Source organism: Rhodanobacter sp. UC4452_H20, from assembly GCF_052978205.1.
Window position 1 is genome coordinate 849969 of record NZ_CM129662.1, and the last position, 21691, is coordinate 871659.

The window sequence follows — 21691 nt, forward strand, 5'->3', positions numbered from 1 at the left end:
TGTGAGGGCGATCAACCTTCGCCCATGCCCTCGGTCGGTTCCGATGCGCTGCCGGCACGGACCTTGTCCTCGATCTGCTGGCCGATTTTCGCGTCCACGCTTTTCCAGTAAGCAAAGGCGCGTTCCAGCACCGGGCTGCGCACGCCGCCGAGCAGGCTGCCGGCGACCTGATCGACGAACTGCGCGCGCTGGGCGTCGTTCCACACCTCGCGCACCAGGGTGCCGGCCTGGCCGAAGTCGTCGTCCTCCGCGTGCTGCGTGTATGCGCTGCGTACCATCTCGCCGTCGGCTTCCCAGCCGTTTTCGACCGGGCCGGTGTCGTCCGACCACGGGCGCCCGCCGCTGTTGGGTGCATGCACCGGGGCGTTGCCGCTGTGGTGGTAGGCCATCTGGCCGTCGAACATGTACGTGTTCACCGGCACCTTGGGCTGGTTCACCGGCAGCTGGTGGAAGTTGGTGCCGATGCGGTTGCGCTGGGCATCGGCGTAGGCGAACGCGCGGCCGAGCAGCATCTTGTCCGGCGACAGGCCGATACCCGGCACGGTGTTGCCCGGCGAGAACGCGGCCTGCTCGATCTGCGCGAAGAAGTTCTCCGGATTGCGATTCAAGGTCATCGTGCCGACCTTGATCAGCGGGTAGTCCTTGTGCGGCCACACCTTGGTCAGGTCGAACGGATTGAAGCGGTAGTTCTTCGCCTCCGCATACGGCATCACCTGCACCGACAGGTCCCACACGGGAAATTCGCCGCGCTTGATCGCGTTGAACAGGTCGGCGCGGTGGAAGTCGGCGTTCTCGCCGGCCATCGCGGCCGCTTCGGCGTTGTTGAAGAACGCCATGCCCTGGCGGGTGTGGAAATGGTATTTCACCCAGAACTTCTCGCCGGCGGCATTGATCCACATATAGGTGTGCGAGCCGTAGCCGTTCATGTGCCGCCAGGTGCGCGGCAGGCCGCGCTCACCCATCACGTAAGTCACCTGGTGGGCGGTTTCCGGATTGGACGTCCAGAAGTCCCATTGCATGTGGTTGTCGCGCAGGCCCGAATCCGGCAGGCGCTTCTGGCTGCGGATGAAGTGCGGGAACTTCATCGGGTCGCGCAGGAAGAACACCGGCGTGTTGTTGCCGACCAGGTCGTAGTTGCCTTCGTCGGTGTAGAACTTCAGCGAGAAGCCGCGCACGTCGCGCCAGGTATCCGGGCTGCCCGATTCGCCGGCGACGGTGGAGAAGCGCGCCAGCATGTCGGTCTTCGCGCCCTTCCGGAACAGCGCCGCGCGCGTGTAACGGGACACATCCTCGGTAACCTGCAGCACGCCGAACGCGCCGGCACCCTTGGCGTGCGGCTGGCGCTCGGGCACCTTCTCGCGGTTGAAGTGCGCCATCTGTTCGAGGAAGTGCACGTCGTGCAGCAGCAGCGGGCCGTTCGGGCCGATGCTCAGCGAGTTGCGATCGCTGACGGCAGGGGCGCCGGCGCCGGTAGTGGAACCGCTGGCGGACTTGTTCTTGTCGTGGGACATGGGGACTTGCCTCCTTCGATGCAGGTTGGTCGAGGTGACCGGACCCAGTCTGCCTCCAACCGCGCGGGCACGCCATTCGGTATTTCCAATCGGGACGATAGGCCGCGCTGCAGCGCGTGCGAAACCGGCCACGGGATGGAGAATCGGCGCGATCAGGAATATCGTGCGAGGTCGAACCCTGCATTTTCTCCCCATCCCCGAGCCAAGGAACCGCCATGACCACCAAAGCCTACGGCGCACATGCCGCCGACAAGCCCCTGCAAGCCCTCGACATCGAGCGCCGCGCGCCCGGTCCGCAGGACGTGCAGATCGAGATCGCCTATTGCGGCGTGTGCCATTCCGACCTGCATACCGTGCGCTCCGAATGGGGCGGCACCTTGTATCCCTGCGTGCCGGGTCACGAGATCGTCGGCCATGTGAGCGCCGTAGGCGGCGAGGTGACCGGCTTCAAGGTCGGCGATACGGTGGGCGTGGGTTGCCTTGTAGGCAGTTGCCAGCATTGCGCAGCCTGCGACGAAGGGCTGGAGCAGTATTGCGAGAACGGCTTCGTCGGCACCTACAACGGCCCGACCGCGGACGCGCCCGGGCACACGCTGGGCGGCTACTCGCAGCGCATCGTGGTCGACAAGAAGTTCGTGCTGAAGGTCCGCCACCCCGAATCGCAACTGGCTGCCGTCGCGCCGCTGCTGTGCGCCGGCATCACCACCTACTCGCCGCTGCGGCACTGGAAGGTCGGCCCCGGCAGCAAGGTCGGCGTGGTCGGCATCGGCGGGCTGGGCCACATGGGCGTGAAGCTTGCCCACGCGATGGGCGCACACGTGGTGGCCTTCACCACGTCGGACGGCAAGCGCCAGGCGGCGCTGGACCTGGGCGCGAACGAGGTGGTGGTATCGCGCAACGCCGGCGAGATGAAGGCGCACGCGGGCAGCTTCGATTTCATCCTCAACACCGTCGCCGCCAGCCACTCGCTGGATGCCTACACCAGCCTGCTCAAGCGCGACGGCACCATGGTGCTGGTCGGGGTGCCGGAGCACCCGCATCCGACGCCGAACATCGGCAACCTGATCTTCAAGCGTCGTGCGATTGCCGGCTCGCTGATCGGTGGCATCGCCGAGACGCAGGAGATGCTGGACTTCTGCGCCGACAAGGGCATCGTCTCCGACATCGAGATGATCCGCGCGCAGCAGATCGACGAGGCCTACGACCGCATGGTCAAGGGCGACGTGAAGTACCGCTTCGTGATCGACAACAGCTCGCTGGCCAGTTGATCCGCATGTGCTCCCTCCCCTGCGATGGCAGGGGAGGGCCGGGGCGAGGTCGCTCTTCGCGGCTTGCCCTGCTCAGCGCCAGTTCGCGTGCCGTTCCCAGAACGCCACGGCGCGCCGATAGGCCGCGCGATCCAGTGGCACGCCCGAGCCGCCTTCTTCCACGCCCAGCGCATTGCGCAGCATGGTGATCGGCACCATCGGGATCTCTTCGGGCTCGGCCGTGTAGAGGCAGCCGACCACGCCCCAGTCGGCGTCGATCGGCGAACCTTCCTTCGCCAGCTGTTCGCGGCTGTAGAGGATCGGCAGCAGATAGTTGGCGACCGGCGGGTCGATGCCTTCGAACCAGCGCACCAGCACCGGCAATTCGTCGGTGCTGCGCGCCTCGTAGGCCGAGCGCAGCAGGTGGCGGTTGGCCTCGGTGATCGGCGTGGCGGTGCAGCGCGTGGAGGTCCAGTTGCGGTGCACGTGCAGCTTGCAGAACGGCGCGTAGCCGTCGAGCACTTTCAGCGGTGCTTCGATGTTGAGGCGCTGCTCGAACTCCTCGGCGGTGCAATCCTGGATCGCGCTGCGGCGGCGATCGCGAGGGAACAGTCGGGTGCGGGCGAAGGGAGTGAGGACGATAGGCATGGAAGGCCGGGATTCGGGATTGGGGGATACGGATCAGGCCACGAACTGCAACCGTGCCAATTCGGCATACAGGCCACCTTCGGCCAGCAAACTGTCGTGCGTGCCTTGCGCCACGATGCGGCCGCCGTCGAGCACCACGATGCGGTCGGCACGTTGCACGGTGGCGAGGCGGTGGGCGATGACGAGGGTGGTGCGGCCTTTTTCGAGGCGTTCCAGTGCTTGCTGGATCGCTGCTTCGGATTGCGCATCCAGCGCCGAGGTGGCTTCGTCGAGCAGCAGCAGCGGGGCGTCGCGCAGGATCGCGCGCGCGATCGCGATGCGCTGGCGCTGGCCGCCGGAGAGGCGCACGCCGCGTTCGCCCATCTCGGCCTGGTAGCCGTCGTTCAGCGCGCTGATGAAGTCGTGCGCTTCGGCGGCGCGGGCGGCCTCGTGCACTTCCTCGTCGCTGGCGCCGTCGCGGCCGAAGCGGATGTTGTCGGCGGCGCTGCCGCTGAAGATCACGGTCTCCTGCGGCACCAGCGCGATCGCGCCGCGCAGGTCGTCCAGCGTCACCGCGCGCAGGTCGACGCCGTCGATGCAGATGCGGCCGGACTGCGGATCGTAGAAGCGCAGCAGCAGCGAGAACACCGTGCTTTTACCGGCGCCGGAGGGACCGACCAGGGCGACGGTTTCCCCGGGGCGCACGTCCAGCGTGAAGTCGTGCAGCGCGGGCGCGTCGGGGCGGCTCGGGTAGTGGAAGCTGACGCCGTCGAAGCGCAGCGCGCCGCGGAGCGGCTTGGGCAGGGCGAGCGGCTGCGCCGGTGCGACGATTTCGGGACGCTCGTCGAGCAGCTCGCCCAGGCGCTCCATCGCGCCGGCCGCGCGCAGCACGTCGCCCCAGACCTCGGAGAGGCCGGCGACCGAGCCGGCGGCGAACACGGCGTAGAGCACGAACTGGCCGAGCACGCCGGGGTCCAGCGTGCCGGTCAGCACATGGCGCGCGCCGGCCCACAGCACCAGGGTGATTGCGCCGAACACCAGCACGATCACCGCCATGGTCAGCAGCGCGCGCATGCCGATGCGTCGGCGCGCGGTGGCCAGCGCACGCAGGATCGCGTGGCTGTAGCGGGTGCTTTCGATGTTCTCGCGCGCGTACGCTTTCACCGCGGTGGAGGCGTTGAGGGTTTCGTTGGCGATCGCCGCGGCGTCGGCGAGGCGATCCTGGCTGGCGCGCGAGAGTTTCTGCACGCGGCGGCCGAAGACGAGAATCGGCAGCATCACCGCGGGGATCACCAGCGCGGTGAGTCCGGCCAGCGAGGGCGCAGTCCATACCATCATGGCGCTGGCGCCGACCAGCATCACCACGCTGCGCAGCGCCACCGACACGCCCGAGCCGATCAGCGCCTGCACCACCTCGGTGTCGGCGCTGAGCCGCGACAGCAGCTCGCCGACGCGGCTGCGTTCGAAGAACGCCACGTCCAGGCGGATCACCTGCGCGTACAGCGTCTGCCGCAACGACGCCAGCGCGCGTTCGCCCAGCAGGGTGATGCAGAAATAGCGAGCCGCGGTGGCTACCGCGAGCACCAGCGCCACGCCGAACAGGGCGATGAAGGTCTCGTTGATCGCCGCCTGGCTGGCATGGCCGAAGCCCTTGTCGATGATGTGGCGAAACGCCAGCGGCAAGGTCAGCGAGGCGCCCGAGGACAGCCCGAGGAACACCAGCCAGCCGACGGCCAGCGCGCGGTGCGGTTTCAGGAACGGCCACAGCCCGCGCAGGGCGCCAAGGCGGCGGGACGGGCGGGGCGTGTCGTGGGCGGTGTCGCTCATGGAGGCTCGCAGGATGTCCGTAAGGGATGCGCACGGCGGCACGCAGCCACTGAAGTGGGGCAGAAGGCCGCCGATTCAATCGGCGAACCACACGCCATGTTCTTGCTCTTGCGATTCCCTATTCCCTTCCCGGCCTGAAAGCATCGCCCGCGAGCGGGCTCCTACCCGGGCGGGCGCGAGTAGGGCGGGCACTGCCCGCCATCGCGTCTGGCTGCGATGCATACGAAGAGCCGGCGGACGGAGTCCGCCCTACCCGGGGCGGTCGATCCAGCGAGTAGGGCGGGCACTGCCCGCCATCGCGTCTGGCTGCGATGCATACGAAGAGCCGGCGGACGGAGTCCGCCCTACCCGGGGCGCGGTCAATCCAGGCGTTTCGCCCTGCTGCGGCCGCGGGTGAGGTCGCGCACCAGCAGCGCCAGGTCGTCCGCGCGGCTCTGCGGCAGTTGCAGTTGCAGCTCGACGCCGTCGGCGCCGAAGGCCTCGTGTTCGGTCTCGGCCTGCAGTTCCTTCAGCCGCGCCTTGAGCACCCCAAGCACGGCGAATTCCACGTGCAGGCCCAGCCGCGCCATCGCCACGATCGGCACCCGGTCGGCCAGGCGCAGGCATTCGGCGGCGGTGCCGCCGTAGGCTCGGGCGAGGCCGCCGGCGCCGAGCTTGACGCCGCCGTACCAGCGCGTGACCACCACCATCACGCCGTCCATCTGCTGGCCCTCGATCGCCTGCAGGATCGGTCGGCCCGCGGTGCCGCCGGGTTCGCCGTCGTCGTTGAAGCGGTAGTCCTGGCCCATGCGCCAGGCCCAGCAATTGTGCGTGGCGGCCGGGTCGGCGACCTCGCGCAGGAAGGCCAGCGCCTGGGCGGGCGAGGTCACCGGCTCGGCGATGGCGAGGAAGCGGCTCTTGCGGATGTCCTGCTGGTGGCGGCAACGCGCGGCGACGGTGGACGGCGGCTCGCTCACGGTTTGGGCAGTTTCGCCTGCAGCTCCGGCGGCAGCGGCCATTGCGGGTGGGCGTGGTGGAAATCGAGCAGGCGCTGGCGTGCCTCGTGCTGCTCGCCTTGCGCGAACAGCTGCTCGATCCGCGCCAGCTCCTCGGCCGGAGTGATGACGCCAGCCGTCGCTGGTGCGGCTTCCTTCGCGACGGTGTCCGCTGGCGGCGCGGGCGGTGCTGCCGGCGCGGGCGCCTGGAGCATTGCCGGCAGCGGCCGTGGCGGCAGTGCCGGTGGGGCTGCGGCCATCTGCGGTTGCAATGACGCCTTGGCCATCGGCGTCACCGGCGGCGGCGGTGGGGCCATCCTTGCCGCGACGACGGCAGGGGCGGCGGCTTGTTTCCTGGCAGCCGTCGACTGGCGCTCGGCCACTTCTGTTGCCTGCGTGCGCGGTGACGGCGCCGCGGCGGTAACGGCGCGATCGGCAGCTTGCCCGGCAGTGGGCAGCGTGACGGCCTGCGCCGGCGCGGCCGTTTCGGTCGGCAGCGGCGAAGCCGGCGACGTCGAGCGCATGTGCCAGGCCAGGCCGGCAACCAGCACCAGGCTGGCCGCGCTGCCCAGCGCCACCAGCCAGTGCGGCATGGGGCGACGGCGTGCGCGCGCGGCCGGGTCGACCGACGGGATCGCGCGAGCCTTGATCGCCGACAACGGCTTGGGGTGTACCCAGTCGCCGGACTCGCGCGGGTTCTTGCGGCGTTCGACGTGCAACGGCGCCCGGTCGACGCCGAGCGCATGCGCCGCGGCATGCAGCACGGCCGCGTCCAGCTCCGGACCGGGCTCGCGCCGCGGCAGATGCCGGTACAGCGCGGCCACTTCGGCTTCGCCGGGCAGCTTCTCGTCCGGGGTGGCGGGATCGTTCGGTGGCAGGGGCGTGCTCATTCGGACAGCGCTTCACGTAGGCGGGTCATGGCATAGCGCAGGCGCGACTTCACGGTCTCGCGGCCGCTGCCGGTCACTTCGGCGATCTCCTCCAGGCTCAGCTCCTGCTCCAGCCGCAACAGGATGGCGGTGCGTTGCTCGTCGGGCAACTGCTCGATCGCGCGCTGCAGATGGCGGCGGCGCTCGAAATCGGACCAGGCGTGCTCGGGTTGCTCGTGTTCGGGGATGGCGACGCGGGACAGCGCCAGTTCGGCTTCCTCGCCGTCGGCGGTGGGGCGCTGGCGGCGCAGCGCATCGACCAGAAGGTTGTGCGCGATCTGCAGCAGCCAGGTACTGAACTTTGCTTGCGGCTGGTAGCGCGCGCGGGCGGCGATCACCCGGCTCCAGGTTTCCTGGAACAGCTCGTCGGTGCGCTGGGGATCGCGCAGGCTGCGCAGCAGGAACCGATACAGCACGCCGCGATGCTTCGCGTACAGCGCCTCGAACGCGGCAAGATCGCCGCGCGCGTAGGCCAGCATCAGCATCGCATCGGGGTCGACCGGGGCATCCATGGAGTGCGAGGGTAAGACAAATCGGCGGTGTCCGGGCGACCCGTGCAGGGGCGCCGGCGCGACGGGTATCGGCCCCGCCGCGCGATCGTCGTGGGGGAAGGCGGCAGCGGGGGAGCAGGCTGCGGTCGTCACGGCGGTCGACGCGGCGGGGCCGAATGGTTCAGCGCAGGAAAGTTTCAGGGTTGGCCGGGGCGGGCGTGGCCAGGCCCTCGGCCAGCTTCACCAACTGCACGAAGCCGGCGCGGTAGCCGTCGGCATCCTGGCCGCGGGCACCGTTGGCGAGCTGCGCGATCTGGCGGTAGCCGTAGCCGTCCAGGTACTTGCCGCCGCGCAGGGCATCGGCGAACGCGGCCACCGCGGCGGCCCAGCGCAGCCGCTCGCTGGCTTCAGCCTCGGCCTGCGCGGCGATCGGCTGTTCGATCAGGCGGCTCGCCGACTGACCCGGCAACTTGTAGCGCAGGCGCAGGAAGCCGAGTTCATTGCCGTGGCCTTGCGGCTCGGCGCGGTCGCTGTAGCGCAGCGGATCGATCCGCGCGCCGGCAGAGCCGGCCGGGGTGATCTCGTAGATCGCGGTGACGTTGGCACCGGCGCCGATCTCGCCGGCGTCGACCTGGTCGTTGTTGAAATCCTCGCGCTTGAGCAGGCGCTTCTCGTAGCCGATCAGGCGGTACTCCTGCACCTGGGCGGGGTTGAACTCCAGCTGGATCTTCACGTCCCTGGCGATGGTCAGCAGCGTCGCGGACATCTCGTCCACCAGCACGCGACGGCCTTCGGCGAGGTTGTCGATGTAGTGGTGGCTGCCATTGCCCACGTCGGCCAGCATCACCGCCATCGCATCGTTGTAGTTGCCTTCGCCGAAGCCCAGCGTGGTCAGCGCCACGCCGCTCTTGCGATGGTCCTCGATGGTGGTTTTCAGGGCTTCCTCGTCGACCGTGCCCACGTTGAAGTCACCGTCGGTGCACAGGATTACCCGGTTTACACCGTCCTTGATGAAGCCTTGTCCGGCCTGCGCATAGGCCAACTCGATGCCGGCCCCGCCATTGGTGGAACCGCCGGCGCCGAGGCTGTCGATGGCGGCATCGATGGTGGCGTGCTGGTCGCCGGCAGTGGAAGGCAGGGCGACGCCGGCGGAACCGGCATAGGTGACGATCGCCACCCGGTCCTGCTTGCGCAGTTCGCGCACCAGCTGTTTCAGCGAAACCTTGAGCAGCGGCAGCTTGTCCGGCTCGTTCATCGAGCCGGAGGTATCGATCAGGAACACCAGGTTGGCGGCGGGGATCTGCGCCTTCGGCACGCGATAACCCTGGATGCCGACCAGCAACAGTTGCCGCTGTGCATTCCACGGCGCCGGCGCCAGTTCGGTGATGACGCTGAACGGCTGCGCGCGATTCGCCGGCGGCGCGTAGTGGTAATCGAAATAGTTGATGAACTCCTCCGCGCGCACCGCGTCGGCTGGCGGCAGGCGGCCGGCATTCAACATGCGCCGCACGTTGGTGTACGCGCCGGTGTCGACGTCGATGCTGAAGGTGGACACCGGGTGTTCGCTCACCAGCCGCACCGGATTGGCGTCGCGGTGGGTGTAGTTTTCGGTGTTGATGTCGCCGGGCAATGGCTGGTTCGGGGGCATGATGATCGACGCCATCGTCGGCATGGCGGGGGCCATGCGTTTGCCTGCTGCCAATGGCGCCGCGACCATCGGTGGCGGTGCGGGAGGCGAAGGCGGGGTTGCCCGGCGTTGCACATACGGCGGCGGTGGCAGTCGTGGCGGCGAGGGCAGTGTGGTGTCGTTCGCCGCCCTGGGTGCGGTTTCCTGCAACGGGCGGGTGGAAGGTGCCGGCGTGGTCCGGGCCGACTGGTCATTCTGCGTTGCCGCGGCGCTGGCGGCATGGCCGGTCTTGACCGGCTCGGCGGTTGGCCGGTGGCCGCAGCCGGCAAGCATCACCAGCAAGGCCATCAACACGCTGCGCCACAGGGTATTCGTTTTCATCGCGTCGGTTCTCCTCCGGGTGTGGAAGATGAAACGCAGCGCGAACGGAAAGGGGGTTGAGCCTGTGCCGCCTGAAACTCGCCGGACCGTCGCGGTAGCATGGCGGCCTTACGCACGCCCCTTCGGAACGACATGATCAACAACGACGTACTGCGCTCCATCCGCTACATGCTCGACTTGAGCGACGGCAAGGTGGTGGAGCTGATCCACCTGGCCGACGCCGCGGCGCCGGTGACGAAGGAAGAGGTGCAGGCGATGCTGAAGAAGGACGACGAGCCCGGCTACATCGAATGCAGCACCAAGCTGCTGGCGCTGTTTCTCGACGGACTGGTGTTCCACCGCCGCGGCAAGGACGAAAGCCGCCCGCCGCGCCCGCCGGAGAAGCGCGTCACCAACAACGTGGTACTGAAGAAGCTGCGCGTGGCGTTCGAACTCAAGGACGTGGACATGCACCAGATCCTCGAGTCCGCCGGTTTCCCCGTCTCCAAGCCGGAACTCAGCGCACTGTTTCGCCAGAGCGACCACAAGAACTTCAAGCTGTGCGGCGATCAGCTGCTGCGCAATTTCCTGAAAGGGTTGACAGTGCGGGTGCGCGGCAACGGCTGAGCACCGTTGCCAGCCGGCGCCGGGCTGGCTCCCAGGGCCCGAGGCACCGCAGCCCTCTGGAGTGCGGATGAGCGAGCGTATCCTCTACCACCGTTTCCCTCTGGCCGGCATCGACGCGATGACGGCATCCACGGCGCGCAGCTATCCGCGCCACACGCACGACCAGTACGGCATTGGTGTCCTCGACACCGGCGGACATGCATCGTCGAGCGGCCGGGGTCAGGTCGAAGCCGGGCCGGGCAGCCTGATTTTCGTGAACCCGGGCGAAGTCCATGACGGCCGCGCAATCCATGGACAGCCGCGGTCGTGGCGGATGTTGTATGTCGATCCCGAGCTGCTGGGCAACGTCCTGGACGATATCCACGGCGGCGCCCACATATCGCTGGCATTCGCCGCACCGGTATTCAAGGACGAGCGATTGCGCCGGCTTTTCGATGACATCTTCACCCATGTGCCTGCGGGCGGATCGAGCAATGCGATGGCCTGCGAGACGGCGCTCCTGCGCCTGGCTGCGGGCATGCAGGCCAATGCGGCGGGCGGCCGAATGGCGTCGCCGGGGCCGGTGGCTTCCATCCGCCAGGTCCGCGACAGGATCGATGACGACCCGGCCGCGCCGCTGATGCTGGCAAGCCTGGCCGACGAGGCCGGGCTCAGTCGCTACCAGTTGCTTCGCGGCTTTGCGCGCGAGCTGGGGCTGCCGCCGCATGCTTACATCTTGCAGCGGCGGGTCGCTCTGGCGCGCCGGCTCATTCGCAACGGCCATGCGCTGGCCGAGGCGGCGGCGATTGCCGGCTTTTTCGACCAGAGCCACCTGACCCGCTGTTTCACCCGGCAGTTCGGCGTTACGCCGAGCCGCTACGCCGCCGCCGGTTGATTCCGCGCCCGCACTTTTGTCCAAGACCGCCCGCGTCGGTGTCGTCAGGCTTGCACCCGTCCAACCGACAGGAGTGCGGCACATGCAGAACGCCATCATCGACCCCAACCAAGGCGAAGTTTTCCCGACAACTACCGAAGGCGTCGCGCCGGCGATCATCCGGCGCTGTCGCGACGACGAGCGCGCGACGATACTTGCGATCATCCAGGCCGCTGCCGAGGCGTACCGGGGCGTGATTCCCGACGACTGCTGGCACGAGCCATACATGACGTTGCGGGAGCTCGACGGCGAGATCGCCGCCGGGGTCGAATTCCGGGGTTATGAAATGGATGGCGCGCTGGTCGGCGTGATGGGTGTCCAGGCGGTGCGAGACGTCGACCTGATCCGCCACGCCTACGTCCTGCCTGGCCAGCAGGGCCGCGGCATCGGCGGGGAGCTGATCACGCACCTGCGCCGCAAGAGTGCGCGGCGCATGCTGGTGGGCACATGGTCCGCGGCCGACTGGGCGATCCGCTTCTATCAGCGGCACGGTTTCGAACCGGTGCCGACGGCGCAGGCGCCGAAGCTGCTGCGGGCCTACTGGAACATATCGGAACGACAGATCGAGGCATCGGTGGTACTCGCCGACGTTCGGCCTATTCCGGCTGGTACGCCCACACGGTTTCTTCGCTGCTGACGCTGCGGATGCGGCCCAGGCGGCGGATGAGGTGTTCCACCGAACGGGAGCGGGCGAGGGTCATGTCGCCGATGCGCATGGCGCTGGTGATCTCCACGGTGGCGGTCTTGCGGTCGTCGGAGAGTTTGATCGACTTGATCTCGAAGTCGTAATCCGGCTCCAGCAGGCCGCCGGTGCGTTCGCTCAGGGTCTTCATCCGGCGCAGGGTACGGGTGAGGTCCGCGCAGGCGCCGGCCTTGTCCTTGGCGCTCGGCGCGCGGGCCGAACCGCGGGCTGTCACGGTGGCCTGGTAGCTGTCGTCCAGCGCGTCGCACAGCGGCCTGGCGTCGAATCGCTGCAGCGCCGCGATCTGCGCCTGGTAGCTCTCGCGGATCGCGGTTTCGGTCATCCTGCGGCTGAGGTCGAAATACCAGATCGCCGCGGCGATCACGATGATCGCGAACACGATTTTCTTCATGCGATGTCCTCCCTGACCTGATGGATTGAGCTGCAGCGTTTGGGCGCCAACTGACCTGCTGCCCGTCAGGCGGGGCTGACGAAAGTCTGGTGACACACCGGTTGATCCCCTTGGCGCGCGGAACCGCGTCGCCGCCCTGTCGCGCATCGTAACTTCCTGCGCGCGACAGGGCCAGTTGCGCTAGCCGATCACCGGGCCGGGCGACGGCTGGCGGAAGTCCTGCGGCTCCAGGTCGCGGATGAGGCGGAACACGCCGGCGTGGATTTTGCGCGAGAGCACCACGTCCAGCACGGTGGTCTGGTGCGGGCCGAGGATGGCGAACAGGTCATCGGCGGCAATGCTGCGCGCCAGCGCGTGATGCACCAGGCCGCCGAGATCCTGCGGCGTGACGCTGGCACCGTAGGGCCGGTGGCTGGGCATGGCGGGGCGCAGTGTCTTGCGCGAGTTGTCCGGATGACTCACGCGATCGGCGCCCGCGAGCAGCGTGTGGTCGAGATACAGCGTGGTGGTGGCGCGATGGCGCGGGTTGACCTGGCGATCGAGCATGAAGCCCGGCGGCATCCGGTCGGGGCTGGCCTGCGGCCCGGCGGTGAGCAGGAAGCCGGCGCCGGCCAGCGCCTCGCCGCTGTCGTCGCTGATGCGCACGATCAGCTGGCTGCGCGGGTCGTGGATGTGCACGCGGGCGGGGAACGGGTCGGCCGGTTCCAGTTCCACCCGGTGCGCGTCGCGTGCGGCGTTCTCGGCGTCAAAGGCGTCGGCCAGGGTGGCGTAGTCGCCGCCGCTGCGCACCTGCAGGCAACGCAGGATGTCGGCCACGGTGGTCGGCGCTGCCTCGCGCAGGATGCCGTGTTCGCTGCCCGAGTGGGCGGCGTCGGCCACGATCTTGAAGGCGAAGCGCGGGCCGCGGGTCACCCTCAACGCCAGCTCGTCGATGCCGCCGACATCGCTTTTGCCATCCCGGCTCAGCACCGCGTGGCGCGCATTGAGATTGGCCGCGGCAATGCGCACCACGCCGTCGGAGCCGTCCTCGCCGGTATAGGGCACCAGGTAGTCGTACAGCGCGCGGTCGGGGCGATCGCCGGTCAGCACGAACTGATACAGGCCGGTGGTCGCGGGGTCCGCGCCGTGGATGGTGTCCAGGTTGAGGGCGAGCGAGGCCGGGCTGCCCAGCGTCAGCCAGTCGAGCAGGCGCTGGCCCGGTTCCACGCCGTGCCACCACGCCTTCAGCTTGCCGAGCACGCCCTTGCCCAACTGTGCCAATGCGGAACCGAAGTTCGCCGGCGCCAGCATCACCAAGTGGGTCAGGCGGATGGTGCTGTGGCGTCCGGGTTGCATGCGCTGCGCGCGCAACCACTCGCGCACCACCGGGCCGCCAAAGGAGTGCGTCACGCAGGCGAAGCTTGCGTCCTGCAGGTGCAGGTCGCGCAGGGCGTGGTCGAAGGCGCGCACCAGGTCGGCCATGGTTACCGCGTCGTCGAAGCTCACGTATTCGGATAGCCAGATGTCGGCCAGGGTCATCGCCAGGCCGCTGGCGGCCGCACGTTGCTGGAGGCGTTGCGGCATCTGTCCGTAGGTGGCGGTGCTGGTGACGCTCCAGCCGTGGACGAAGACGAGGGTGGTCATGGCGACGCCTGCGCGGCACGCGCCGATCGCGCGCGTCGATCATCCTCGCGCAGTTGTCGCCGTCACGAAAGCGCGCCTTGCGTGCGGCCTCGCATCGGTTAACCTGCGAGCCTTCGTGCTGTCGGCCCGACCATGCTGCTTTCGCTCATCGCTGCGTTGATCCTGTTCGCCTGGCTGGCGCTCTGGCGTCGCTGGCGTCGGCTGGGCGGCGGCGCCGCGCTACTGGCGGTGCTGCTGTTGCTGCTGGCCGGATGTGGCGTGTTGCCCCGGCTGTTGCTGCAACGCCTGCAGGCGCCGTATGCGCTGCGTCCGACGCTGGCATGGGCACCGCACAACGCGATCGTGTTGCTGACCGGCGGTTCGATCCATGTGCCGCAGGACAAGGTCGAACCGAGCATCGGCGCGTACGGACGGATCACCGAAGCGGCCGTGCTGTACCACGCCTGCCACGCGGCCGGGACCGATTGCAAATTGCTGGTCAGCGGCGGCGACCCGGAACGCATGGAAACGCCGCTGGCCGTCTCCTACGCCCGCGTGCTGCGCGGGCTCGGTGTGCCGGACGAGGATCTCATCCTGGAATCCCGCAGCAACAACACCTGGCAGAACGCGCAGTTCTCGCGTCCGCTGCTGGCCAGGCTCGACGCACCGAAGGTGTGGCTGGTCAGCTCCGCCTGGCACTTGCGTCGCAGCGTGCTGTACTTCGACCATTTCGGTATCGCAGCCACCCCGGTGCGCGCGGATTACCTGCACGCCAACCTGGGCCTGTGGCCCTCGGCGCAGAACCTGGTGCTGACCGACGTGGCCCTGCATGAGTACCTGGGCGTGCTGCGGTACCGCGTCTACAACGCGATGGGCTGGAACGCACCGGTCATGAAACCCTTGCGGTAGGGCGGGCAATGCCCGCCGGCCTCCGTCGCGGCCGTGCAGCGGGCGGCGACCTTCGTGTGGCGCAGGGCCCGGCATGGATCAGCCTTCGCGCATCACCATCAGGCGGATCTCGGTCATGTCCTCGATCGCGTAGCGCAGGCCTTCGCGACCCAGGCCGGACAGCTTGACGCCGCCGTAGGGCATGTTGTCGACGCGGAAGCTGGGGATGTCGTTGATGATGACGCCGCCTTGCTCAAGCTCGTTCCAGGCACGCATGGCGTGGTCCAGATCGTTGGTGAAGATTCCGGCCTGCAGGCCGTAGTCCGAGTCGTTGACCATGCCGATCGCCTGGTCGAACTTGTCGAACGGAGCGAGCAGCGCGAACGGGCCGAACGCTTCCATGCGGTTCGCCTTGGCATCGGCGGGCACGTTCTCCATCAGCGTGGCGTCGAGCATGTTGCCCTCGCGCTTGCCACCACAGAGGATCCTGCCGCCGGCCTGTTTCGCTTCCAGAATCCAGCCGTGCAGGCGTTCGGCGGCCGCCTCGTCGATCATCGGGCCGAGGAATACCTCCTTGTCGCGCGGGTCGCCGGCCTTGAGCTTCTTCGTGGCGGCGACCAGCTTGCGCTTCAGCGCGTCGTAGACATCTGCGTGGGCGTAGATGCGCTGCACGCCGATGCAGCTCTGTCCGGACTGGTAGAACGCGCCAAACACCAGCCGCTGCACCACGCGATCGAGCTGCGCGCCCTGGTCGGCGTCGACGATGCAGGCGGCATTGCCGCCCAGTTCCAGCACTACCTTCTTGCGTCCGGCGCGTGCCTTCAGTGCCCAGCCGATCTGGCCGCCGGTGAACGAGAGCAGCTTGAAGCGCTCGTCCTCGACCAGCGGTGCGGCATGGTCGCCGTCCAGCGGCAGGATCGAGAACGCGCCCTTCGGCAGATCGGTCTCGGCCAGCACCTCGCCGATGATCAGCGCGCCGATCGGGGTCTTCTCCGACGGTTTCAGCACGAACGGGCAGCCGGCGGCGATCGCCGGCGCCACCTTGTGCGCCACCAGGTTCAGCGGAAAGTTGAACGGCGTGATGAATGACACCGGCCCCAGCGGCACGCGCTTGGTGTAGCCGTGATAGCCGTCCAGACGGCTGGCCAGTTCCAGGTTGATCGTTTCGCCGTTGATGCGCACGGCTTCTTCGGCAGCGATGCGGAAGGTCTCGATCAGCCTGGTCACCTCGCCGGCTGCATCCTTGATTGGCTTGCCGGCCTCGATGCACAGCGCCTCGGCCAGTTCGTCGCGGCGCTCGGCGAAGCGCTGCGCGCAATGCTGCAGCACGGCCTGGCGCGCCCACGGCTTGAACTCGCGCATCGGTTTGGCCGCCTTCACCGTGGCGGCGATCGCCTGCTCGGTGGCCTTCGCGTCCGGTACCGCGACGCGGGTGGCGAGCTTGCCGTTGTACTTGTCGCGCACGTCGAGCATGGCCTTCGACGTCTGCGGCCGGTTGGCAAGGTAGTACGGGTAGGTCTTGTTCAACATGGCGCTTGCCTGCGGTTGCGATCCGGCAAGGATAGGGCGTGGTGTTGTTCAGGGGTCGTGAGCTGCTGTCGTCTGCCAGTGGGTGAACCTGGTTTCGCGCTGGCCGCGACGGCCACACGGGCATGATGTCGAGGCTCTCCCGGCGGCGACACAAGGCTGCATGGCCATGCGCCAGCTTGCCGAACATCAATTCACGCCGGCCGCCGCCCCGTCCATGAACAGCCCGATCACCATGTCGAACTCTTGCCGCAGGTCGAGGCCCGGCTCGCTGAGCCAGCGCATCAGGGCACCCAGGTAGAGGTAGTGGAAATAGATGCCCAGTTGTTCGGAGCGATGCTGCGGCGCCAGTTCGCCGCGATCCTGGGCGGCTTCGATCAGCATCACCCAGAGCGGAAGCAGGCCGCGATCTTCCTTCGGCCTGGCGCCCGGGTCGAAATTGGCGAACTTGTAGCGGATGTAGGGCAACAGGATATCGGCGTGCTGTTCGCACCAGTGCGCCGATTCGTGCAGCAGTGCCGTGGCGCCGGCGCGGAAGCCGGCACGTTCGTGCAGGCTGAAGTCGCGTGTTGCGAGGTCTTTCGAGAGGGAAGCTTCCAGCGTGTGTTCCAGCAGAGCTTCTTTGGCCGGAAAGTATTTGTACAGGGTGCGCTTGGATACGCCGGCCTGGGCGGCGACCTGCTCCATGGTCACCTGGGCATAGCCGTGCGATGCGAACAATTGGCGCGCAACGAGGCCCATGTGTTCGGGCAACTCGGCCCGGCTTGATGGCCGGGGACGCGGACGGGAAGATGGCATGGCTCAGACACTCGGTGGCATGTAAAGTATACGCCGTTTACTTTACATGGGAGCGTGACATGAAGCTCGTACTTCTGACCTGCGGCACCGAGGGCGATACGCGTCCGCTGGCCGCGCTGGGTCATGCCCTGTGCAAAGCGGGCCATGAGGTGGTTCTGCTGGGCGACGCGCGAACCCTGGGCACGGCGCATGCGCTCGGGATTCCAGCCACGCCGCTCTCCGGCGACATCCGCGAGCTGTTTGCCGACTGGGGACAACAAGGGCCGCGCGGCACGGCCAAGGCCATGGTGGCATTGACCAACAAGCACACGGCTGCGTGGATGCGGGAGACGCTGGCCGCGGCGGAAGGTTGCGACGCCATCGTGACGTCGGGCCTGGCCGGCTTCGTCGGGCTTTCGGTGGCCGAGCGCCTCGAGGTTCCCGCCGCCATCGCGGGGATGATCCCGCTTACGCCGTCGCGCGAGTTTGCTTCGCCCTTCTTGCCGCCGGCCTGGGTCCCCGCCTGGTTGAACCGGGCCAGCCTCGCGTTCACCAACAAGCTGTTCTGGCTGGCTTTCAAGCAGGCGCTCAACCGTGCACGGGCGGAGGTGCTGGCCCTGCCGCCGCGGAAAACCGTGTGGAAGGATCTGCCCATGCTCTACGGCATCTCGCCGACGCTGCTGCCATCGCCCAAGGACTGGCCGGCGAATGCCACGCTGTGTGGCCAGTGGCTGCCGCCCATGGGTGAAAGCTACACGCCACCTCCGGCTCTGGCGGCGTTCCTTGCCGCCGGCACCGCGCCGGTCTATGTGGGCTTTGGCAGCATGACCGGCATCGACATGGCTGCCATGCTCGGTGCGGTGATCGCGGCGCTGGACGGGCGACGTGCCGTGTTCTGGCCGGGGTGGAACGGGATGGGCGACGTGCGTCTGCCGGACAATGTCCTGTGCATCGACGCCACCCCGCACGATTGGCTGTTTCCACGGATGGCTGCGGTGATCCACCACGGCGGATCGGGAACCACCCACTCGGCCCTGCGGGCAGGCAAACCCTCCATCGTCATGCCGTTCGCCGGGGATCAGGCGTTCTGGGCGGATCGCCTTCGTCGGCTGGGCGTGGCGCCGGCGGCACTCCCGGCGGCAAGCCCGGACACTGCGGCGCTTGCTGCAGCCCTCGATTTTGTCGCGCGGGAAACCGTCGTCGCGCGTGCGGCCGAGCTTGGCCGACGCATGGCCAGCGAAGACGGCCTCGCCGCGGCGGTCGCCGCTATCGAAGGGGTGCTTGGGAGGTAGGCGGCGCGGATGTCGGTTGCTACGCGATCCCTGCGTCGGCTCCGACCCACGCGTTTGCACAGCTTCAATGCCTTCTGTTTTCGCCATCTTGGCCGCGTTTCAGACCGCGGCTGCCTCGATGATCGAGATGCCGGCCCCGATATCCAGCTCCCGCTGCAGCGCAAAGCCCGCGGCGAGAGCGGGGTGACGTACTCCTGCCGCGTGCGTTGCTTTCCGCCGAGCAGTACCAGCATGTGGATGTCCGGCATCTTGGCCCAGTCCGGGCATCGGAGACCATGGCTTCCATCAGGAACAACCTGGCACCGGGGTCGGCGGTGCGACGTATCACCCGCAGCGGGAGTTCGCCATCGACCAGGGATGCGCAGTCGCGCATTCTTTCCGTCGTTCGGCATCGTCTGGAGCAGCTTCGGTGCAAGCAATCCCTGCGTGTACGATACGGCCCATGGTGCCGTGCTTGCCATCAGAATCGAGTGGCAGCATTTTCAATATGGGTGCTGCGCAGCCACTTCACGACAACTCAGGAAAAGGACGTTCCCCTGGTAAAGGTTCATGTCTGGCTGGCGGACAACGAGCACATCGGACACGCAGCCCTGACCATCGGAAGCGAATACGTCAGTTTCTGGCCTGACGGAGGCGCGGAAAAAAAGGATTTGAAGACCAAACGGAGTCAGCCCGGCATGCTGATGCAAAGCCTTCAGCAGGATATTTACAACGAGGGCAACCGGCAGCCGGTGACCGTGGAACTTCCCCTGCTGGACGAGGCTGCCGTGCTCCGATTCATCATCAACCTTCAGAAGGACACACCGCGCTATCAGATCGCGCGGAACAACTGCTCACACGTCGTCGCGCTCGCTTTGATCGAAGGTGCGAAGCGAGGCCCTTCGTTCACCCCGCACGCAGGCGAGTACAACCGATTCGGTCGCGTGTTGGGTTGGGGTATCTGGACGCCGGCCCAAGTGCTCAAATTCGCCAGAGAGCTGCAGCAATCTTGAAGATCATCTACACCCCTGCGTACAACATCGACTTCGGTCTGCTCAATCGGCTGCATCCGTTCGATGGCAGGAAGTACGCCAAGGTTGCCGAGAGCCTCCACGCACTGACCGGTGTCGAGATGGCAGAACCGCTGGCGCCTGTCGATGAAGCGACAGTCCAAACCTTCGTCGGTTCGATCTTCGGAAACCTGCTGTCGAGCAAACGCTACATTCTGCAGGCACTCGAGCTTCCATGGATTCCCTTGCTGCCGTTCTCGATGATCGATCGGCGTATCCTGACGCCGATGCGCTGGGCGGTGAGCGGCACGCTCACAGCGGCACGCGCGGCGCTACGCGAAGGCGGGCATGTCTGGAACCTGTCCGGTGGCTATCACCACGCCAGCCGCAACGCAGCCGAGGGCTTCTGTGTCTACAACGACATCGGCATCACGGTGGAACAGTTGCGAGGCGACAACACGCTGGGCACCGAAGACCGGATTCTGATCGTCGATATCGACGCCCATCACGGCAACGGCAACGCGCATGTGTTCATGGACGACAAGCGAGTGGATATTCTGGATATTTACAACGACACCATCTATCCACGCGACGGCTTCACTCGACAGCGGGTCGACATCGACCTTCCTCTGCGCAACGCCGTGTCCGGTGACGAATATCTGGCCCGGTTGCGCAGCGGGCTGGGCGAGGTGATCGGTGGGCACGCGTTGGCTTTCGTGGTGGCCGGAACCGATGTGCTGGCTAGCGATCCACTCGGCGGCATGCGTCTTTCCGTGGCCGATTGCGTCGAACGCGACGCGCTCGTGCTGGATCGACTCTCGTCGCTTGGCACCTCGGCAGTGTTCGTCGGTGGCGGCGGCTACGGCAAGGAGAGTGCCGCGGCCATGGCTGCGAGCATCAGCAATCTTGTTCGGCGGTAGCAAGAGCAGCAAACGCAGAATCAAGTTTGCTCATCCGCGAGGTTTCGTGGCATCACACTCCTCCACCCGCAACCCCAACTCACCATCCGCCAGTCGTGCGCGCAGCGCCGTGCCAGCCTCGACGCCCTGCGTCGAGCGCAGCACCTTGCCGGCCTCGTCGAACAGAATGGCGTAGCCACGTTCCAGCGTGGCCAATGGGCTGACCGTATGCAGAGCGCGCGCGGCTTGCTGCAGGGTGAGGCGGTCGCGTTCCAGACGACGCTCGATGGCGTGGCGCAGGCGCTGGGTGAGTTCGCCGAGGCGATGGCGCAGCAGGGGTAACCGCTGCTGCGGGTGTTGCCCGAGCAAGCGGGACCGCGCGCGGTCGAGCTGCGACTGGCGGCGTTGCTGCTGTTCGCGCATTGCCCCGAGGAGGCGACGGTGGAGATGGACCAGCCGCTCGCGATCGCGTTGCAGCCGCGCCTGCGGCCGCTGCGCCTGCAATCGCGCCAGCAGATGGTCGACGCGTTGCGCGTTCCCCTGCATGCGTCGTTGCTGCAGGGTAGCCAGGCGCTGCTGCAGTTGCCGCAGGTGGCGATCGACCGCCACCGCGTCGGGCACCAGCAGTTCGGCGGCGGCCGAGGGTGTGGGCGCGCGCAGGTCGGCGACGAAGTCGGCGATGCTGAAATCGATCTCGTGGCCCACCGCGGAAACCACCGGCACCGCGCTGGCGTGGATCGCCCGTGCCACCGCTTCGTCGTTGAATGCCCACAGGTCTTCCAGGGAGCCGCCGCCGCGGGTCAGCAGCAGCACGTCGTAGCGTGCGCTGGCCGATGCCTTGCGCAGCATCGCCACGATCGCCGGCGGCGCCTCGCGGCCCTGTACCGGCACCGGCAAGATCTCGACATCAGCCAATGGCCAGCGCCGTGACAGCACGCTCAGCACGTCGCGGATCGCCGCGCCGGTGGCCGAGGTGATCACGCCGATCCGGCGCGCGTAGCGGGGCAGGGCACGCTTGCGCGCCGGGTCGAACAGGCCTTCGGCGTCGAGCCGGGCCTTGAGCTGCTCGAACTCGCGCTGCAACGCGCCTTCGCCGGCCGGTTCCATGTATTCGGCGACCAGCTGGAACTCGCCGCGCGGTTCGTACAGGCCGACCTTGGCGCGCAGCAGCACCTGCATGCCGTCGACCGGGCGAAAGCGCAGCACGGAGGCTTTCATCTTGAACATCGCGCAGCGCACCTGCGCGCCGCTGTCCTTCAAGGTGAAGTACAGGTGGCCCGAGGCCGGCTTCGCCACGTTGGACAGCTCGCCTTCGATCCACACCTGCGGCAGCGCGTCGCCCAGCAGGTCGCGAACCAGCCGGTTGAGCGAGCTGGGGGTCAGCACGTGGCGGGGGGTGTCGGGGACGGACATGGGGCGAAGAGCCTAGCATGCCGCTACGGTGAAGTCGTGAAAAAACATCCGCTTGGGAGGTGAATCAGAACAAATGT

Annotated in this window: 21 protein-coding genes; 9 read left to right on the forward strand and 12 right to left on the reverse strand. The window is 67.6% G+C overall.

The window, feature by feature from the left end:
- Positions 1 to 11: 11 nt before the first annotated feature.
- Positions 12 to 1511, reverse strand: a complete 1500-nt coding sequence (locus ACVCMC_RS04160; protein WP_447098764.1) for a catalase — start codon at positions 1509 to 1511, stop codon at positions 12 to 14.
- Between the two features lie 215 nt (positions 1512 to 1726).
- On the opposite strand from ACVCMC_RS04160, the gene ACVCMC_RS04165 reads away from it, so the two are divergent.
- Positions 1727 to 2779 (forward strand): NAD(P)-dependent alcohol dehydrogenase, encoded by a 1053-nt coding sequence (locus ACVCMC_RS04165; protein WP_447098765.1) that lies wholly within the window; start codon positions 1727 to 1729, stop codon positions 2777 to 2779.
- A 72-nt stretch (positions 2780 to 2851) separates the two neighbouring features.
- On the opposite strand, the gene ACVCMC_RS04170 is transcribed toward ACVCMC_RS04165, so the two are convergent.
- The 6 genes from ACVCMC_RS04170 to ACVCMC_RS04195 all read right to left on the reverse strand — a co-directional run bounded on the left by ACVCMC_RS04170 (position 2852) and on the right by ACVCMC_RS04195 (position 9254).
- Positions 2852 to 3406 (reverse strand): DUF3228 family protein, encoded by a 555-nt coding sequence (locus ACVCMC_RS04170; protein ID WP_395118787.1) that lies wholly within the window; start codon positions 3404 to 3406, stop codon positions 2852 to 2854.
- 33 nt (positions 3407 to 3439) lie between these two features.
- Positions 3440 to 5212, reverse strand: a complete 1773-nt coding sequence (locus ACVCMC_RS04175) for an ABC transporter transmembrane domain-containing protein (protein ID WP_447098766.1) — start codon at positions 5210 to 5212, stop codon at positions 3440 to 3442.
- Between the two features lie 359 nt (positions 5213 to 5571).
- Complete coding sequence (locus tag ACVCMC_RS04180; protein ID WP_447098767.1) at positions 5572 to 6168, reverse strand: IMPACT family protein; 597 nt, start codon at positions 6166 to 6168, stop codon at positions 5572 to 5574.
- Positions 6165 to 7076 (reverse strand): hypothetical protein, encoded by a 912-nt coding sequence (locus tag ACVCMC_RS04185; protein WP_447098768.1) that lies wholly within the window; start codon positions 7074 to 7076, stop codon positions 6165 to 6167. The genes ACVCMC_RS04180 and ACVCMC_RS04185 overlap by 4 nt, the downstream gene beginning before the upstream one ends.
- Positions 7073 to 7627: an RNA polymerase sigma factor gene (locus ACVCMC_RS04190; protein WP_395118779.1), complete on the reverse strand. Its 555-nt coding sequence runs from the start codon at positions 7625 to 7627 to the stop codon at positions 7073 to 7075. The genes ACVCMC_RS04185 and ACVCMC_RS04190 overlap by 4 nt, the downstream gene beginning before the upstream one ends.
- Before the next feature lie 160 nt (positions 7628 to 7787).
- Positions 7788 to 9254, reverse strand: a complete 1467-nt coding sequence (locus tag ACVCMC_RS04195) for a vWA domain-containing protein (RefSeq protein ID WP_447098769.1) — start codon at positions 9252 to 9254, stop codon at positions 7788 to 7790.
- Here ACVCMC_RS04195 and ACVCMC_RS04200 point away from each other — a divergent pair.
- The 4 genes from ACVCMC_RS04200 to ACVCMC_RS04215 all read left to right on the forward strand — a co-directional run bounded on the left by ACVCMC_RS04200 (position 9253) and on the right by ACVCMC_RS04215 (position 11770).
- A complete protein-coding gene (locus tag ACVCMC_RS04200; RefSeq protein ID WP_447098770.1) occupies positions 9253 to 9750 on the forward strand; it encodes a hypothetical protein in 498 nt (165 codons plus the stop codon). The genes ACVCMC_RS04195 and ACVCMC_RS04200 overlap by 2 nt on opposite strands.
- Positions 9747 to 10220, forward strand: a complete 474-nt coding sequence (locus ACVCMC_RS04205) for a DUF1456 family protein (RefSeq protein ID WP_447098771.1) — start codon at positions 9747 to 9749, stop codon at positions 10218 to 10220. The genes ACVCMC_RS04200 and ACVCMC_RS04205 overlap by 4 nt, the downstream gene beginning before the upstream one ends.
- A 67-nt stretch (positions 10221 to 10287) precedes the next feature.
- Positions 10288 to 11094: an AraC family transcriptional regulator gene (locus ACVCMC_RS04210; RefSeq protein WP_447098772.1), complete on the forward strand. Its 807-nt coding sequence runs from the start codon at positions 10288 to 10290 to the stop codon at positions 11092 to 11094.
- An 82-nt stretch (positions 11095 to 11176) separates the two neighbouring features.
- The gene (locus ACVCMC_RS04215) at positions 11177 to 11770 is read left to right on the forward strand and encodes a GNAT family N-acetyltransferase (protein WP_447098773.1); all 594 of its coding nucleotides are present in this window, start codon (positions 11177 to 11179) and stop codon (positions 11768 to 11770) included.
- On the opposite strand, the gene ACVCMC_RS04220 is transcribed toward ACVCMC_RS04215, so the two are convergent.
- Complete coding sequence (locus tag ACVCMC_RS04220; protein ID WP_447098774.1) at positions 11730 to 12227, reverse strand: hypothetical protein; 498 nt, start codon at positions 12225 to 12227, stop codon at positions 11730 to 11732. The two genes, ACVCMC_RS04215 and ACVCMC_RS04220, sit on opposite strands and share 41 nt — an antisense overlap.
- A 180-nt stretch (positions 12228 to 12407) precedes the next feature.
- Positions 12408 to 13850 carry a phospholipase gene (locus ACVCMC_RS04225; protein WP_447098775.1) on the reverse strand — a complete coding sequence of 481 codons (1443 nt, stop codon included), beginning with the start codon at positions 13848 to 13850 and terminating at the stop codon, positions 12408 to 12410.
- 132 nt (positions 13851 to 13982) lie between these two features.
- Between ACVCMC_RS04225 and ACVCMC_RS04230 the strand changes: the two genes are divergently transcribed.
- Complete coding sequence (locus ACVCMC_RS04230; protein ID WP_447098776.1) at positions 13983 to 14738, forward strand: YdcF family protein; 756 nt, start codon at positions 13983 to 13985, stop codon at positions 14736 to 14738.
- A gap of 78 nt (positions 14739 to 14816) precedes the next feature.
- On the opposite strand, the gene ACVCMC_RS04235 is transcribed toward ACVCMC_RS04230, so the two are convergent.
- Entirely contained in the window at positions 14817 to 16247 is a 1431-nt protein-coding gene (locus tag ACVCMC_RS04235) for an aldehyde dehydrogenase family protein (RefSeq protein ID WP_447098777.1), read from the reverse strand.
- Between the two features lie 186 nt (positions 16248 to 16433).
- Entirely contained in the window at positions 16434 to 16985 is a 552-nt protein-coding gene (locus tag ACVCMC_RS04240; RefSeq protein WP_447098778.1) for a TetR/AcrR family transcriptional regulator, read from the reverse strand.
- Positions 16986 to 17101: 116 nt separating this feature from the next.
- On the opposite strand from ACVCMC_RS04240, the gene ACVCMC_RS04245 reads away from it, so the two are divergent.
- From ACVCMC_RS04245 to ACVCMC_RS04255, 3 genes are all read left to right on the forward strand, one after another.
- Positions 17102 to 18313, forward strand: a complete 1212-nt coding sequence (locus ACVCMC_RS04245; protein ID WP_447098779.1) for a glycosyltransferase — start codon at positions 17102 to 17104, stop codon at positions 18311 to 18313.
- Positions 18314 to 18783: 470 nt separating this feature from the next.
- A complete protein-coding gene (locus ACVCMC_RS04250) occupies positions 18784 to 19305 on the forward strand; it encodes a hypothetical protein (RefSeq protein WP_447098780.1) in 522 nt (173 codons plus the stop codon).
- Positions 19302 to 20222 (forward strand): histone deacetylase family protein, encoded by a 921-nt coding sequence (locus ACVCMC_RS04255; protein WP_447098781.1) that lies wholly within the window; start codon positions 19302 to 19304, stop codon positions 20220 to 20222. Before ACVCMC_RS04250 ends, ACVCMC_RS04255 begins: the two co-directional genes overlap by 4 nt.
- Positions 20223 to 20252: 30 nt before the next feature.
- On the opposite strand, the gene xseA is transcribed toward ACVCMC_RS04255, so the two are convergent.
- Positions 20253 to 21614 (reverse strand): exodeoxyribonuclease VII large subunit, encoded by a 1362-nt coding sequence (xseA, locus tag ACVCMC_RS04260; RefSeq protein WP_447098782.1) that lies wholly within the window; start codon positions 21612 to 21614, stop codon positions 20253 to 20255.
- Positions 21615 to 21691: the final 77 nt, after the last annotated feature.